General features: G+C 65.3%; 15 protein-coding genes and 1 pseudogene. 10 read left to right on the plus strand and 6 right to left on the minus strand.

All coding sequences use genetic code 11. From position 1 onward, the window contains the following. Positions 1-109: 109 nt before the first annotated feature. The 4 genes from RMET_RS09140 to mltG form a co-directional block, all read right to left on the minus strand. The gene (locus RMET_RS09140) at positions 110-520 is read right to left on the minus strand and encodes a PilZ domain-containing protein (protein WP_011516555.1); all 411 of its coding nucleotides are present in this window, start codon (positions 518-520) and stop codon (positions 110-112) included. A 105-nt stretch (positions 521-625) separates the two neighbouring features. Continuing rightward, on the minus strand, positions 626-1,639 hold the full coding sequence (locus tag RMET_RS09145; RefSeq protein WP_011516556.1) for a DNA polymerase III subunit delta': 1,014 nt from the start codon (positions 1,637-1,639) through the stop codon (positions 626-628). A gap of 86 nt (positions 1,640-1,725) precedes the next feature. Then, a complete protein-coding gene (tmk, locus tag RMET_RS09150) occupies positions 1,726-2,328 on the minus strand; it encodes a dTMP kinase (RefSeq protein WP_011516557.1) in 603 nt (200 codons plus the stop codon). 4 nt (positions 2,329-2,332) lie between these two features. Next, a complete protein-coding gene (gene mltG, locus RMET_RS09155; protein ID WP_011516558.1) occupies positions 2,333-3,331 on the minus strand; it encodes an endolytic transglycosylase MltG in 999 nt (332 codons plus the stop codon). A 186-nt stretch (positions 3,332-3,517) separates the two neighbouring features. Here mltG and ygfZ point away from each other — a divergent pair, with 186 nt between their 5' ends. The 3 genes from ygfZ to RMET_RS09170 all read left to right on the plus strand — a co-directional run bounded on the left by ygfZ (position 3,518) and on the right by RMET_RS09170 (position 5,771). After that, on the plus strand, positions 3,518-4,528 hold the full coding sequence (gene ygfZ, locus RMET_RS09160; protein WP_011516559.1) for a CAF17-like 4Fe-4S cluster assembly/insertion protein YgfZ: 1,011 nt from the start codon (positions 3,518-3,520) through the stop codon (positions 4,526-4,528). Between the two features lie 19 nt (positions 4,529-4,547). Next, the gene (locus tag RMET_RS09165; RefSeq protein WP_011516560.1) at positions 4,548-4,838 is read left to right on the plus strand and encodes a DUF4936 family protein; all 291 of its coding nucleotides are present in this window, start codon (positions 4,548-4,550) and stop codon (positions 4,836-4,838) included. Between the two features lie 78 nt (positions 4,839-4,916). After that, on the plus strand, positions 4,917-5,771 hold the full coding sequence (locus RMET_RS09170; protein ID WP_011516561.1) for an NRDE family protein: 855 nt from the start codon (positions 4,917-4,919) through the stop codon (positions 5,769-5,771). 23 nt (positions 5,772-5,794) lie between these two features. Here the strand turns inward: RMET_RS09170 and RMET_RS09175 are convergent, their stop codons facing one another. Beyond that, positions 5,795-6,238: a GNAT family N-acetyltransferase gene (locus RMET_RS09175; RefSeq protein WP_011516562.1), complete on the minus strand. Its 444-nt coding sequence runs from the start codon at positions 6,236-6,238 to the stop codon at positions 5,795-5,797. Between the two features lie 177 nt (positions 6,239-6,415). Here RMET_RS09175 and RMET_RS09180 point away from each other — a divergent pair, with 177 nt between their 5' ends. The 7 genes and pseudogenes from RMET_RS09180 (at position 6,416) to denD (ending at position 13,426) form a co-directional block, all read left to right on the plus strand. Next, positions 6,416-7,159 (plus strand): FadR/GntR family transcriptional regulator, encoded by a 744-nt coding sequence (locus RMET_RS09180; RefSeq protein WP_011516563.1) that lies wholly within the window; start codon positions 6,416-6,418, stop codon positions 7,157-7,159. A gap of 35 nt (positions 7,160-7,194) precedes the next feature. After that, positions 7,195-8,115 (plus strand): annotated as a pseudogene (gene ltnD, locus RMET_RS09185) (L-threonate dehydrogenase); the annotation flags it as partial. Between the two features lie 22 nt (positions 8,116-8,137). After that, positions 8,138-9,406: a 3-oxo-tetronate kinase gene (otnK, locus tag RMET_RS09190; protein WP_011516565.1), complete on the plus strand. Its 1,269-nt coding sequence runs from the start codon at positions 8,138-8,140 to the stop codon at positions 9,404-9,406. Beyond that, the gene (gene otnC / locus RMET_RS09195) at positions 9,403-10,041 is read left to right on the plus strand and encodes a 3-oxo-tetronate 4-phosphate decarboxylase (RefSeq protein WP_011516566.1); all 639 of its coding nucleotides are present in this window, start codon (positions 9,403-9,405) and stop codon (positions 10,039-10,041) included. The genes otnK and otnC overlap by 4 nt, the downstream gene beginning before the upstream one ends. A 177-nt stretch (positions 10,042-10,218) precedes the next feature. Next, positions 10,219-11,577, plus strand: coding sequence for an MFS transporter (locus RMET_RS09200; protein WP_011516568.1), 1,359 nt, complete (start codon positions 10,219-10,221; stop codon positions 11,575-11,577). Positions 11,578-11,607: 30 nt separating this feature from the next. Beyond that, entirely contained in the window at positions 11,608-12,390 is a 783-nt protein-coding gene (gene otnI / locus RMET_RS09205; protein WP_011516569.1) for a 2-oxo-tetronate isomerase, read from the plus strand. A gap of 64 nt (positions 12,391-12,454) precedes the next feature. Next, positions 12,455-13,426: a D-erythronate dehydrogenase gene (gene denD, locus RMET_RS09210; RefSeq protein ID WP_011516570.1), complete on the plus strand. Its 972-nt coding sequence runs from the start codon at positions 12,455-12,457 to the stop codon at positions 13,424-13,426. A gap of 86 nt (positions 13,427-13,512) precedes the next feature. On the opposite strand, the gene RMET_RS09215 is transcribed toward denD, so the two are convergent. Next, the gene (locus RMET_RS09215) at positions 13,513-13,950 is read right to left on the minus strand and encodes a YbgC/FadM family acyl-CoA thioesterase (RefSeq protein WP_011516571.1); all 438 of its coding nucleotides are present in this window, start codon (positions 13,948-13,950) and stop codon (positions 13,513-13,515) included. Between the last annotated feature and the right edge of the window lie 21 nt (positions 13,951-13,971).

Here is a 13,971-nt window from a genome sequence, read left to right on the forward strand (position 1 = left end):
GGTCACCGGCCCGGCATCGAACGACGATACCCGCGGCAAAACCAAAAACATTCATAAATTACAACAAGTTGCGACTAATATTTCGCGCAAGACAGCAACTCCAGATGGACTACAGGGTCTGGGTCGGTCGCCCGGATTCAATCGTCTTGCCAAGAATCTCTTCCACCGCGCGCTTCAGCGAACGGCCAATATCGTCGTCCGGGAGATGCACCCCCACGCCGGGCGTCTTCATCGGCGTGCCGACCGGCGTGATCCACGCGACAGTACCTTGCACCTGATACTTCTGCGGGCGATCCAGCAGCGACAGCACCAGGAATACCTGCTCCCCAAGCCTGAACGGCCGGTTCGAAGGCACGAAGATCCCGCCGCGCGCCAGGAACGGCATATAGGCCGCATACAGCCCTGCCTGGTCCTTGATCGACAGTGACAACACGTTCGGGCGGCCGGTCGTCGCAGGATTGGGAATCGTGGCGGGACCGACCGCTGGTCGTGTCGGCGCCGCTATGGCTGGTGTGTTCATCTTGACCCCTTGTTGCAGCGTTGCCCGCTTTGTGCGGGCTATTTGAAAGTCGCTTTGTTCGACTTGTACCACGTGTGCGGCACGATTCCTACCGCGAGACGCACGCTAACGGAACAATTGTCGGTAATCGAGCAACACCGACTCCATCACGAGGCGCGCCGCCAACGGATGGTTCTCATTGCGGCGATGTCCGACCAGCCGCGCGGCGAACGCCTGCAGCCGATGCGCGTCGGTTGCGCTGGCGCAGCGGGCCAGTGCCGTCTGCTCCTTCGGGAAGTAACGTGCGGCACCCGTACCCAGGCAGAGCGCCAGCAGATCGTACGTCCAGCGTTGCAGGGTGCCGAGCACGGCGGGAACCGGCAGCTTCTGCAATTGCTCCGCGGCGGCCAGGGCATCCAGCGCAGCCGCGCTACCGAGCTGGCCGACCAGCCAGCGCTGCAAGGGCTGTTCCTCGGCCTCGGCCGCGTGCAGCGCCGTCAGTGGCGCCCCCCCAGCCAGCGCCAGTTGCGCCTCCACATCGGCCACCCCCTGTCCGCGCAGCCAATCGAGCGCATCCGCGCTGGTCGGCCGCGTCATCGAGAATTGGCGGCAGCGGGACAGGATCGTCGGTAACACACGGTCGATACGATCCGTGACCAGCAGGAACACCGTGGACGGCGGCGGCTCCTCGAGCGTCTTGAGCAGCGCGTTGGCGCCTTCAGTCTGCAGCGCGTCGAGCGGATAGACCACCACCACGCGCAAACCCGCGCGGTGCGTGCCAACACCCACCGCTTCGATCAGCGCCCGCACCTGCTCCATGCGGATGATCTTGCTCGGCGCCTTCTTCTTGCTGCCGCTCTCGCCGTCGCCTTCGGCCTCTCCAGCGCCGGCTTCCAGTGCCTCGGGCCGAACCACCGTGAAATCGGGATGGTTGCCCTGACCAAACCAGTGGCAGGCGCTGCAGGTATTGCAGGGCTGGCCATCGGGCAGCGCGCTTTCGCAAAGCAGGCCCTGCGCGAAGTGCAACGCCAGATCGCGCTTGCCGATGCCTTGCTGGCCGTGAAGCAGCAGCGCGTGCGGCAGCCGGTCGCGTAGCGCGGTCAGCCGATGCCAGTCATCTCGTTGCCAGGGATAAAGCATTCAGGTTCAATCAGTTAGCGCAGCCATCTCATGTATTGTCGGAGTCAATGACATCGACATCACCACATGGATATAGCCATTAAAAATCAAAGCGTTGCAATAATTTCTTCAAGCGCCACACGAATCTCGTCGATCGAGCGCGTTGCGTCGATGACCCGAAAGCGCTGTGGCGCTTCCGCCGCACGGCGCAGATACTCAGTGCGGGTGCGTTCGAAGAAGGCGCGGGACTCGGCCTCAAACTTGTCGGGCTCACGGGCCCCGGCCAGACGTGCGCTCGCGGTTTCCAGCGGAACGTCAAACAGCAGCGTCAGGTCGGGCTGAAGACCGCTCTGCACCCACTGCTCGAGCGTGGCCAGCCGATCGAGCGCCAGCCCGCGGCCACCGCCCTGATAGGCAAACGTGGCATCGGTGAAACGATCCGAGATGACCCAGTCGCCGCGCGCCAGCGCGGGCTCGATGACTTCGGCGATGTGCTCGCGGCGCGCCGCGAACATCAGCAGCGCCTCGGTTTCAAGATGCATCTTCCGGTGCAGCAGCAACTGGCGCAGGTCTTCGCCCAGCGGCGTGCCGCCCGGCTCCCGGGTAGTGACGACATTTGCGCGCGCGCGCAGGCGCTCGGCCACCCACTCGATATGGGTGCTCTTGCCCGCGCCATCGATGCCCTCGAAGGTGATGAATTTTCCGCGCATGACCTTATGGTTTGCCGCGCTGGTACTTGTCGACCGCGCGATTGTGTTCGGGTAGTGAATTGGAGAAATGGCTGCTGCCGTCGCCGCGTGCCACGAAATACAAGGCGTCCGATGGCGCCGGCGTCGTGGCTGCGGCCAGCGACGCCAGACTCGGCAAGGCAATCGGCGTCGGCGGCAGGCCCGTACGGGTGTACGTATTGTACGGGGTGTCCGTCAGCAAATCCCTCTTGCGCAGGTTGCCGTCGAATTGCTCACCCAGGCCGTAGATCACGGTCGGATCGGTCTGCAGCATCATGTTCTTGCGCAGACGGTTGACGAACACGGCCGCGATCATCGGGCGCTCCGCCGCCTGCCCCGTCTCCTTCTCAACGATGGATGCCATCACCAGCGCCTCATACGGCGTCTTGTACGGCAGGTCGGGCGCGCGTGCGTTCCAGGCCTCGTTCAGCCGCCGCTGCATGGCGCGATAGGCGTGCTTGTAGAGTTCGATATCGCTGCTGCCGCGCGCGAACAGATAGGTATCGGGAAAGAACAGCCCTTCCGGCGCGGATTCGGCCGCGCCGATCGCGTGCATCAAATCGGCGTCGGACATGCCCACCGTGTCGTGCTTCAGCGCAGGGTTGGCATCCACGACCGCGCGCATCTTGCGGAATTCCCAACCCTCGATGACGGTCACGACGTAGTGCGTGACCTCGCCCCGGGCCAGTTTGCCGATCACGTCCAGCGGCGTGGCGCCCGTCTCGAACTGGTAGCCCCCGGCCTTGAGGTCCGGGCCGTGGCCGGTGATGCGGACCAGGATCTGGAACAGGCGCGGATCCATGCCCACGCCACCGCGCTGGATCTGCCGACCCACGCTGAGAACGCCGGAATTCGGCTTGATGACGACTTCGATGGGGGATGTGGTCAGGCCGAGTGGCTGGTGGGCCCACCAGGCAAAGCCACCGGCGGCGGCCATGGCGAAGACCACCAGAACCCCGACCAGGCGCAGGAACAGACGTTTCATGTAGTAGCAAGCAAAGACCGGCCGCGATGTCCCCGCCGGCGGGTCGGGATCATGGTGGCAGCCGGCCGGAATGGCGACAGGCCCATATAATACCGGGAGCCTTGTGGCCGATGTGTCACCGCAAGTTACGAGAACGCGCCGCGCACGGCGCCGCCCCTAATTCATACGCCATCCAGGACCGTCTGCATGTCCTCCACCGAATTTCCGTCCCTCGACCAAAGCCTGAAATCCCTGCGCGCCGCTGGTATCGTCACCGCGCCGGGCGGACTTGGCCTGATCCGCGTGGCTGGCGATGATGCCGCCACTTTCCTGCACAGCCAGCTCACCAACGCCGTTGAAGACCTGACCGCGAGCACGGCGCGCCTGGCCGGCTACTGCTCGCCCAAGGGCCGGCTGATGGCCAGCTTCCTGATGTGGCGCGACGCCGATGGCATCGTGCTGCAACTCTCCGCCGACATCCAGCCGCCAATCCAGAAGCGCCTGACCATGTTCGTGCTGCGGGCCAAGGCGAAGCTGTCGGACCTGTCCGCCACGCACCGCATCCTCGGCATCGCCGGGGCTGGCGCGGAAGCCGCGCTACAACAGGCCGGCCTGCCCACTCCCCAGGCACCGCTGGCCACTGCATCCGACGACAACGTGACCGTGATTCGGCTGGCCGATGCCGACGGCGAGCCGCGCTGGCAGATCGTCGCACCGGCCGCGCGCATCGAAGCCCTGCAGCAATCGCTCGGTGCTACGCTGGCCGTCGCCTCGCCCGCTTTCTGGGACTGGCTCGATGTCGCCTCGGGCATCCCCCGCATCGCCGCGGCCACGCAGGAGCAGTTCGTGCCGCAGATGATCAACTTCGAACTGATTGGCGGCGTGAACTTCCGCAAGGGCTGCTATCCGGGCCAGGAAGTCGTCGCTCGTAGCCAGTATCGTGGCACGCTCAAGCGCCGCATGTGGCGCGTGCGTGGCACGGGCGATGTCCCGGCGGCGGCGGCGGAGATTTTCCGTCCCGAGGATCCGGAGCAGCCGTGCGGTATGCTGGTCAACGCCGCGCCGGCGCCCCAGGGCGGTTGGGAAGGACTGGCCGAATTGAAGATCGACGCCGCCAATGGTGCGCTGCATCTAGGTGCCGCAAGCGGACCGGCCGTGTCCACGGGTGCGCTGCCGTACGAAGTGCCACTGCCAAACGAGGCGGAAGCGGCCGGGTGACCGCCACGGGAGCATCGTCATGAGCGATCATCTCTACGTCTACTTCAAGGTGCCGGACGACCGGGCCGCAGAGGCTCTGCCGCACTGGCATCGCTGGATGGAAACGGTCGCCGAGGCGACCGGAGTTGGTGGTACGCTGATGCGCAGGCCGGAAACTCGCGCCGGCCTGCAGACATGGATGGAGTGTTACGCCGACGTCCCCCCTGCATTCGACGCCGCGCTCGATGGGCTCTGGCGGCAAAGCGGGCTGACGCAGTGGATTAGCGGCGAGCGGATGAGCGAGCGGTTCGTCGATCTCGACGTACTCTGATTTCGCGCCCGCGCCGCCGCGCGAGTCACACGGCTTACGTGATTCGCGCGATGCCGAACCAGCTGTAAAGGAAGGAATATGTGTCTCATTCTGGTTGCCTGGCAATCTCACCCGGACTACCCCCTGGTGGTTGCCGCCAACCGCGACGAATTCTATGCCCGCCCCGCCGCGCCCGCGGACTGGTGGCGGGATGCCCCCGGAGTGCTGGGTGGCCGTGACCTCGCTGAGGTCATCGGTGATGCCGGCACATGGATGGGTATTGCCGGCGCCCAGCACGGACTGGACAGCCCTGTCGGCGCGCGGTTCGCCGCGCTGACCAACTATCGCGCGCCTTCGGAAAAACGTACCGATGCCCGCTCGCGCGGCGAGCTGGTGGCGCATTTCCTGCGCGGCGATCAGACGCCGGCCGACTATCTGCACGACCTGGCCGGGGACCACGGCGCCTACAACGGCTTCAACCTGCTGACCAGCGATCTGCATGACCTCTGGTGGTACAGCAACCGTTCGAAGTCCCGCGTGCCGCAGCGGCTCACGCCGGGCCTGTATGGCTTGTCAAATGCGCTCCTCGACACGCCCTGGCCCAAAGTGCGCAGCCGCGTGGGCGCGATGTGCGAAGTCCTGGCAGCCGATCGCGGCCAGATCGGATCGAACGTGGAGTCGTATCTGCAGTTGCTTGCGGACGATCGGCAGGCGCCCGACTGGGAACTGCCGAGCACGGGCGTCGCACCCGAATGGGAAAAGCTGCTGTCATCCGCATTCATCCGTTCGCCGAACTACGGCACGCGTGCCAGCACCGTGCTGCGCGTCATGCATGACGGCCGCTTCGACTTCGTCGAACGCAGCTTCGATGCCGATGGCCAGACCGGTGAGGTCTCCTATCGCGGACGACTCAATCTGGCGCGCGACACCGGCACAGTACCCGCGCCGCGCTGACTGTCTTCAGGCGGATCAGCAGATCAGCGGATCCGCTTGCGCATCTCGATGTGCGGAATGCCGGCTTCCTCGAACTCGTCACCCACCTGCTCGAAACCTACCCTCGTGTAGAACGGCGCTGCATGAGTCTGGGCGTTGAGGATCAGTTCGGGATAGCCCAGTTCGGTGGCCTTGGCCATCAGCGCGTCGAGCACCTTCGCGCCCACGCCGGTACCGCGCGCGGACTTGAGTACCGCCATGCGGCCAATGTGGCCATCCGGCAGCAGGCGGCCAGTGGCCACCGGCACGCCATCCACGGCGAACGCCAGCGCGTGCCAGCTCGGCGCATCCATCTCATCCCACTCCAGTTCTACCGGCACACCCTGTTCCTCGACGAAAACGGCGTATCGGATTGCTCGGGCGCGCTCGCGGGCTTCTTCCCAGAGGCAGACCAATACGGGGGCGGAGGTTGGCGTGAATGCGGACATGGTGATGAGCGGTTCGAAGAGCCTGAAATGAGGCGCAATGATACGCCCGGTGGCATCAAGGCGCCGAGCTACGTTGTGCGATTATCGGCCATGTGACGCACCACCATAGGGATTACCCTCCTGCCATCCTTCCGTGACATTTGTATGATGACCTGACTACCCGATGACGTGATGACGATGTTCCAAAAGATTCCTGCCCGTGCGCTGACCGACAGCGTTGCCGAACAACTGCTCGAGAAGATCGAGGACGGCATGTTTCCGCGCGGCGCCAAGCTGCCCACCGAGGCCGTGCTCTCCGAGGAGTTCGGCGTGAGCCGTACCGTGATCCGCGAGGCCATCGCGCGACTCAAGTACGAAGGCCTCGTGGAATCGCGCCAGGGTAGCGGCGTGTTCGTGACCGAGCAGGCCGGCATCCGCCCGCTGCGCATCGACTACACCGACGTGGGCACGCTCGAGTCGGTGCTGCAGATCGTCGAACTGCGACGCTCGATCGAAGCCGAAGTGGCCGCGCAGGCCGCCCGGCGCCGTACCGACGCGACCATGGCCAATATCGATGCCGCGCTGGCACGCATCGACGCCGAAGTGGCCGCTGGCGGCGATGGCGTCGATGCTGACGTCGGCTTTCATCGCGCCATCGCCGAAGCCACCGGCAATCCGTATTTCCTCAAGACACTGGCATTCCTGAGCCAGTACCTGGAAACGGCCACCCGCGTCACGCGAACCAACGAAGCGCGGCGCGAGGATTTTTCGCGCCAGGTTCGGGAGGAGCACCAGGCCATTGTCGCCGCCATCCGCGCCGGCGACCCCGATGCCGCGCGCAACGCGGCCCAGAACCACATGTACAACGCGGCGCGCCGGCTCTCCCAACTGGGCGAGGACGATTCCGCCGCTGGCCACCAGCCGGCAGGCCCGTCGCACTAACGCAGCAATACGCACCAAAACGCACCAAAACGCACCAAACACGCATTCAGGAGTTATCCATGTCCAGGAATATTGGCGTCATCGGCTTGGGCGCGATGGGCTACGGCGTGGCGCAGTCGCTGCTGCGCGCCGGCTTCAACGTTCATGCATTTGATTTGCGTGACGAGGTGCTGCGCCGCTTCGCGGAAGCCGGTGGCACGCCCTGCGGGAGCCCGGCCGAACTCGGCGAGCGTTGCGACGTGGTGATCACGCTCGTCGTCAACGCCGCGCAGACGGAAACCGTGCTGTTCGGCGACCAAGGCGCCGCGTCGAAAATGGCGGCAGGCAAGCTCGTCATTGCCAGCGCCACCGTGCCGCCCGGATTTGCCGAAGCGCTCGGCAAGCGCCTGGGCGAACGTGGCCTGCTGATGCTCGATGCCCCCGTGTCGGGTGGCGCGGCGCGCGCGGCCAGCGGCGAGATGACGATGATGACCTCCGGTCCCGCCGAGGCCTACGCCATGGCCGAGGACGTGCTGGCCGCGATGGCCGGCAAGGTCTATCGCCTGGGCGACGCGCATGGCGCGGGCTCGAAGGTCAAGATCATCAACCAGTTGCTGGCGGGCGTGCATATCGCCGCCGCAGCCGAAGCGATGGCCCTGGGCCTGCGCGAAGGCGTGAACCCCGACGCGCTCTACGACGTGATCACGCATAGCGCCGGCAACTCGTGGATGTTCGAGAACCGGGTGCCACACATCCTGGAAGGCGACTACACCCCGCTGTCCGCAGTGGACATCTTCGTCAAGGACCTCGGCATGGTGCTTGATACCGCGCGCACCAGCAAATTCCCGCTGCCGCTCTCGGCCGCCGCGCACCAGATGTTCATGATGGCGTCCACCGCCGGGCACGGCGGCGAAGACGATTCGGCCGTGATCAAGATCTTCCCGGGCATCGACCTGCCCGGCCCGAAGGCCAGGTAACCCAAGGCAAAGGAGTCAGACGATGAATCGTCCTCTGCTCGGCTGTATCGCCGACGATTTCACCGGCGCCACGGATCTGGCCAACACGCTAGTCCGCAATGGCATGCGGACCGTGCAGACGATCGGCGTGCCGGCGTCCGCCGTGGAAGCCGATGCCATCGTCGTGGCACTGAAATCGCGCACGATCCCGGCCAGCAACGCGGTGGCGCAGTCGCTCGCCGCACTGCGCTGGCTGCGCGAACAAGGCTGCCGCCAGTTCGTGTTCAAGTACTGCTCGACGTTCGACTCCACCGACGCCGGCAATATCGGCCCCGTGGCCGAAGCCCTGCTCGACGCGCTCGGCAGCGACTTTACGATTGCCTGCCCGGCCTTTCCGGAGAACGGCCGCACGATCTTCCGCGGCCATCTGTTCGTGGCGGACGCGCTGCTCAACGAATCGGGCATGGAGCACCATCCGCTTACGCCGATGACCGACGCCAACCTCGTGCGGGTGTTGCAGGGCCAGAGCCAGGCCAAGGTCGGTCTGTTGCGCTACGACACCGTCGCGCAGGGCGCAAATGCCGTGCGCGCGCGCATTGACGCGTTGCGTGGCGAGGGCGTGAAGCTGGCGATCGCCGATGCCATTTCCGATACCGACCTGTTCGCGCTGGGCGAAGGTTGCGCCGCGCTGCCGCTGATCACGGGCGGCTCGGGCATCGCGCTGGGCCTGCCCGAGAACTTCCGTCGCGCCGGACTGCTACCTGCGCGCACCGACGCCGCAGAAGTCCCGCCCGTGCATGGTCATGGCGTGGTGCTGGCGGGCAGCGCATCGCGTGCCACGAACGGCCAGGTGGCGCACTGGATCGCGCAGAAGCGCCCCGCCCTGCGGATCGATCCTCTGCGTCTGGCGCGTGGAGACACGGTCGTGGAGAACGCACTGGCCTTCGCGGGCAATCACGACGAGCCGGTGCTGATCTATGCCACCGCCCAACCCGATGAAGTCAAGGCCGTGCAGGCCGAACTCGGCGTCGCACGCGCGGGCGAGTTGGTCGAGCACGCGCTGGCGAGCATCGCCGCCAGCCTCAAGGCACGCGGCACGCGGCGCTTCGTGGTGGCCGGCGGCGAAACCTCCGGTTCCGTGGTGCAGGCGCTGGGCGTGCAGTCGTTGCGTATCGGTCCGCAGATCGCGCCAGGCGTGCCGGCGACGGTCACGCTGGACGATGCGCCGCTGGGACTGGCACTGAAATCCGGCAACTTCGGCGGCGAGAACTTCTTCGATGAAGCGCTGCAAGCGCTGGGAGCACCGCAATGAGCAACGAGAGCGCATTGCGCGAAGAGATCTGCCGCGTCGGCGCCAGCCTGTTCCAGCGTGGCTACACGGTGGGCACGGCGGGCAATATCAGCGCACGGCTCGACGACGGCTGGCTGATTACGCCCACTGACGCCTGCCTGGGCACGCTCGATCCGGCCAGGGTCGCCAAGGTGTCGCCCGATGGCGGCTGGGTGTCGGGCGACAAGCCGTCGAAGACGTTGACGCTGCACCGTTGCGTCTACGACAACAACCCGAACGCGCACGGCGTGGTGCATACGCATTCCACGCATCTGGTGGCCCTGACGCTGGCCGGTGTCTGGCATCCGGACGACGTACTGCCCCCGATCACGCCGTACTACGTGATGAAGGTCGGCCATATCCCGCTGATTCCGTATCACCGCCCCGGCGACCCGGCGGTAGCCGCGCGCGTGGCCCAACTGGCCAATGAGGTGCGCGGTGTGCTGCTGGCACGGCTAGGGCCGGTGGTGTGGGAAGACAGTGTGTCACGCGCTGCCTATGCGCTCGAAGAGCTCGAAGAAACGGCGAAGCTTTGGATGATGCTCGGCGAAAAACCTGCCCCGCTGGACGAGGCCGCGCTGACGGAACTGCGCGATACGTTCAAGTCGAGGTGGTGACACACGACTGATTTGTTTTTCCCCTTTCCCGCACAGTGGGAGAGGGGCCGGGGAGAGAGACAGCGCACCCCCAGGGCAACTCCGCAAAACAAAGCCCCTGCCCTCTCCCAAACCCTCTCCCGCCATGCGAGAGAGGGAGCAAACCGGCTGCATTTTCAATACACGTGGAGACTTCCAATGACCGCTTCCAACCCCGCGGTGGGGACCCCTGTTGCCGACACCCGGCTGGACGCCGACGGCACCATCGAGAAACGCGCCTACAACAAGGTGTTCTGGCGCATCATGCCGTTCCTGATGCTCTGCTACGTGATCGCGTATCTCGACCGCGTCAACGTCGGCTTTGCCAAGTTGCAGATGGCGCAGGACCTGCAGTTCTCGGAAACCGTGTTCGGCCTTGGCGCTGGCCTGTTCTTCATCGGCTACTTCCTGTTCGAGGTGCCCAGCAACCTGCTGATGCACCACATCGGCGCGCGCATTTGGATCGCGCGGATCATGATCACCTGGGGCATCATCTCGGCCGCCTTCGTGTTCGTGCAGACGCCAACGCAGTTCTACGTCATGCGCTTCCTGCTGGGCCTGGCCGAAGCGGGCTTCTATCCGGGCGTGATCCTGTACCTGACGTACTGGTATCCGTCGCACCGCCGCGCCAAGATGATCGCGCTGTTCATGTCGGGCATTCCAGTGGCCGGCATGTTCGGCAATCCGCTGTCAGGCTGGATCATGGACGCGTTCCACAACACCCATGGCTGGACCGGCTGGCAATGGATGTTCCTCATCGAGGCCCTGCCCGCCTTCGCGATCGGCATCGCTACGATCTTCGTGCTGCGCGATGGCATCGACCGCGCTCCGTGGCTCAGCCCCGATGAAAAGCACGTGCTCAAGCGCAATATCGAGGACGACGAACGCGCCGCGTCGGCTGCGGCCACCACGGGCGGCCAACGCCACGTGCATTCGCTGGGCGCCGTGTTCCGCGACAGCCGTGTTTGGTGGATGTGCCTGATCTACTTCTGCTTCGTGACCGGCCAGTACGCGCTGACGTTCTGGATGCCGACGCTGGTCAAGGCCAGCGGCGTGACAGGCAACTTCAACATCGGCCTGCTGTCCGCCATCCCGTTCCTCTGCGCCATCGTCGTCATGAACATCCTGGGCCACAGCGCCGACGCGCGCCGCGAGCGCCGCTGGCACCTGATCGTGCCGGCACTGATGGGTGCCACGGGCTTTGCGATTGCGGCGTCGTTCACCCACAATACGACCGTGGCCATCGCAGCGCTGTCGCTGGCCGCCGCTGGCGTGCTGACCTGCGCCCCGCTGTTCTGGTCATTGCCGACCGCATTCCTGAGCGGCATCGCCGCCGCCTCGGGTATCGCCGTGGTGAACTCTGTCGGCAATCTGGCAGGCTTCGTGTCGCCGTATATGGTCGGCGCGCTCAAGGACATGACGCAAAGCACGCAATTGCCGATGTACGTGCTGTCGGCGATCCTGGTCGTGGGCGCCCTGCTGGTCTGGCTGACCCCGGCGAAGCTCGTCAATCGCTGATATCGAATCTGAGGCTCAAGGAGACCTGACATGCCGCGCTTCGCCGCGAACCTTTCAATGATGTACACGGAGCACGACTTTCTGGACCGCTTTGCCGCCGCCGCAAAGGACGGGTTCCAGGCCGTGGAGTACCTGTTCCCGTACGACCATCCGGCCGCCGAGATCCGCAAGCGGCTCGACGACAACGGCCTGACCCAGGCCCTGTTCAACGCGCCGCCCGGTGACTGGGGCGCGGGCGAGCGTGGCATCGCCGCCCTGCCCGGCCGCGAGACCGAGTTCCGCACTGAGTTCGCGAAGGCCCTCGAATACGCTGCCGTGCTCGGCAACGACCGCGTGCACGTGATGGCAGGCATCGTGCCGGCCGACGCCGACCACGCCCGCTGCCGCTCCATCTATCTCGAGAACCTGGCCTATGCCTCTGCCTCGGCCGCGTCGCATGGCATCACGGTGCTGATCGAGCCGATCAACACCCGCGACATGCCGGGCTATTTCCTGAACCGCCAGGACGAAGGCCAGACCATTTGCCGCCAGGTGGGCGCGGCCAATCTCAAGGTCCAGTTCGATTGCTATCACTGCCAGATCGTCGAGGGTGATATCGCGAAGAAACTCGAACGCGACTTCGCTGGGATTGGCCATATCCAGATCGCCGGCGTGCCCGAACGCCACGAACCCGATATCGGCGAACTGAACTACCCGTACCTCTTCGACGTCATCGACCGGCTCGGATACACGGGCTGGATCGGCTGCGAATACCGCCCGCGTGGCGGCACGTCGGAAGGTCTGGGCTGGATCAAGCCCTGGCTGAAGCGCTGATCCGGGCCTGTCACGGCCGTTTCCGCTCCGTACCGACCACGCCAATGATGAACACTCCGCAACCATGAACGTACTGATTACCGGCGGCGCCGGCTTCCTGGGCCTGCAACTGGCCCGTCTGCTGCTCAAACGCGGCACGCTGAACCTGGATGGCAAGGCTGTCACGATCGACCGGCTCACGCTGCTCGACGTGGTGGCGCCGCAGATTGACGATGCCCGCGTGCGCGCGGTAACGGGCGACCTGTCCGATCCCGCCGTGCTGGCGCAGGCCATCGACCGCGATACCGGCGCAATCTTCCATCTGGCCGCCGTAGTCAGCGGTCAGGCCGAGGCCGATTTCGATCTGGGAATGCGCGTGAACCTTGACGCCTCGCGCGCGCTGCTAGAGACGTGCCGCCAGTTGGCGCATGCGCCGCGTGTGGTGTTCACCAGCTCGGTCGCGGTCTATGGCGGCAAGCTGCCCCCGGTGGTGCAGGACGACACCGCGCTGAATCCGCAATCCTCGTACGGCGTGCAGAAGGCCATCGGCGAATTGCTGCTGTCCGACTACAGCCGACGCGGTTTTGTCGATGGCCGCGTGCTGCGGCTGCCGACGATCAGCGTGCGACCCGGTAAGCCGAACGCCGCGGCGTCGTCGTTCGCCAGCGGCATCATCCGCGAACCGTTGTCGGGCGTGGCGGCAAATTGCCCTGTAGCACCGGAAACGCCGCTGTGGCTGCTCTCGCCGCGCGGCGCGATCCAGGCGCTGGTCAACGGCATTGAACTCGATGGCGCGCGCATCGGCAATCGTCGGGTGGTGAATCTGCCGGGACTGTCGGTCACAGCGGCACAGATGGTGGAAGCACTGCGGCGCGTGGCCGGTGACGCGGTGGCCGATCGCGTGACGTGGGAACGCGAAGAGCGCATCGAGAAGATCGTCGGCACGTGGCCAGCGGCGTGGGATGTGTCGCGCGCGCGCGAACTGGGTTTCGAGAGCGACGCGAGCTTTGACGACGTGATTCGGGCTTATGCGGAGGATGCGGCGGTCAAGCTCTGATCCGGTGAGGTCGCGGTTGACAGGATTGACAGGCTTGCCCTCTGCCGCTCGCGGGAGAGGGCAAGCACATCAAACATCATCCCAACTCACGCAGCAGGCTTCACAATCTCCCACGCTTCGATCCGCTCCCGCACCGATGCCGGGATCGGCGCCGATTTCTGCGTCTTCGGATCGGCGCAGACGTAGACCACCTCCCCGGTGATCAGGTGCTCGTCGCCGCGATACATTTCCACGCGGAACACCATGCTCGACCGGCCCAGCCGCGCCATGCGGCCGCGAATATCGAGCATCTCGTCAAACCGTGCCGATGCGTGGTACTCCAGCGTGGACTTGATCACGAAGATGTCCACGCCATGGGCGCGCAGCAAGTCCTCCGGATAGCGCACGCCAATCGCGCGCCAGTACTCGGTCGAGCAGATATCGCAGTAAGTCAGATAGTGGGCATTGAAGACGATCGATTGCGGATCGACCTCGGCCCAGCGCACGCGCAGCGGCATGCTGAGATGAAAATCCTCTTTGGCCATGGGGGGCGAAGCTCCAATGAA

This window comes from Cupriavidus metallidurans CH34, from assembly GCF_000196015.1.
In the GTDB taxonomy this organism is placed as follows: domain Bacteria; phylum Pseudomonadota; class Gammaproteobacteria; order Burkholderiales; family Burkholderiaceae; genus Cupriavidus; species Cupriavidus metallidurans.

Coding starts and splice junctions, on each gene's coding strand:
- tmk (WP_011516557.1), bottom strand. CDS start 2,328: ATGCGCGGAAAATTCATCACCTTCGAGGGCATCGATGGCGCGGGCAAG.
- denD (WP_011516570.1), top strand. CDS start 12,455: ATGAACGTACTGATTACCGGCGGCGCCGGCTTCCTGGGCCTGCAACTG.
- RMET_RS09180 (WP_011516563.1), top strand. CDS start 6,416: ATGTTCCAAAAGATTCCTGCCCGTGCGCTGACCGACAGCGTTGCCGAA.
- mltG (WP_011516558.1), bottom strand. CDS start 3,331: ATGAAACGTCTGTTCCTGCGCCTGGTCGGGGTTCTGGTGGTCTTCGCC.
- ygfZ (WP_011516559.1), top strand. CDS start 3,518: ATGTCCTCCACCGAATTTCCGTCCCTCGACCAAAGCCTGAAATCCCTG.
- otnC (WP_011516566.1), top strand. CDS start 9,403: ATGAGCAACGAGAGCGCATTGCGCGAAGAGATCTGCCGCGTCGGCGCC.
- RMET_RS09165 (WP_011516560.1), top strand. CDS start 4,548: ATGAGCGATCATCTCTACGTCTACTTCAAGGTGCCGGACGACCGGGCC.
- otnK (WP_011516565.1), top strand. CDS start 8,138: ATGAATCGTCCTCTGCTCGGCTGTATCGCCGACGATTTCACCGGCGCC.
- otnI (WP_011516569.1), top strand. CDS start 11,608: ATGCCGCGCTTCGCCGCGAACCTTTCAATGATGTACACGGAGCACGAC.
- RMET_RS09200 (WP_011516568.1), top strand. CDS start 10,219: ATGACCGCTTCCAACCCCGCGGTGGGGACCCCTGTTGCCGACACCCGG.
- RMET_RS09145 (WP_011516556.1), bottom strand. CDS start 1,639: ATGCTTTATCCCTGGCAACGAGATGACTGGCATCGGCTGACCGCGCTA.
- RMET_RS09170 (WP_011516561.1), top strand. CDS start 4,917: ATGTGTCTCATTCTGGTTGCCTGGCAATCTCACCCGGACTACCCCCTG.
- RMET_RS09175 (WP_011516562.1), bottom strand. CDS start 6,238: ATGTCCGCATTCACGCCAACCTCCGCCCCCGTATTGGTCTGCCTCTGG.
- RMET_RS09140 (WP_011516555.1), bottom strand. CDS start 520: ATGAACACACCAGCCATAGCGGCGCCGACACGACCAGCGGTCGGTCCC.
- RMET_RS09215 (WP_011516571.1), bottom strand. CDS start 13,950: ATGGCCAAAGAGGATTTTCATCTCAGCATGCCGCTGCGCGTGCGCTGG.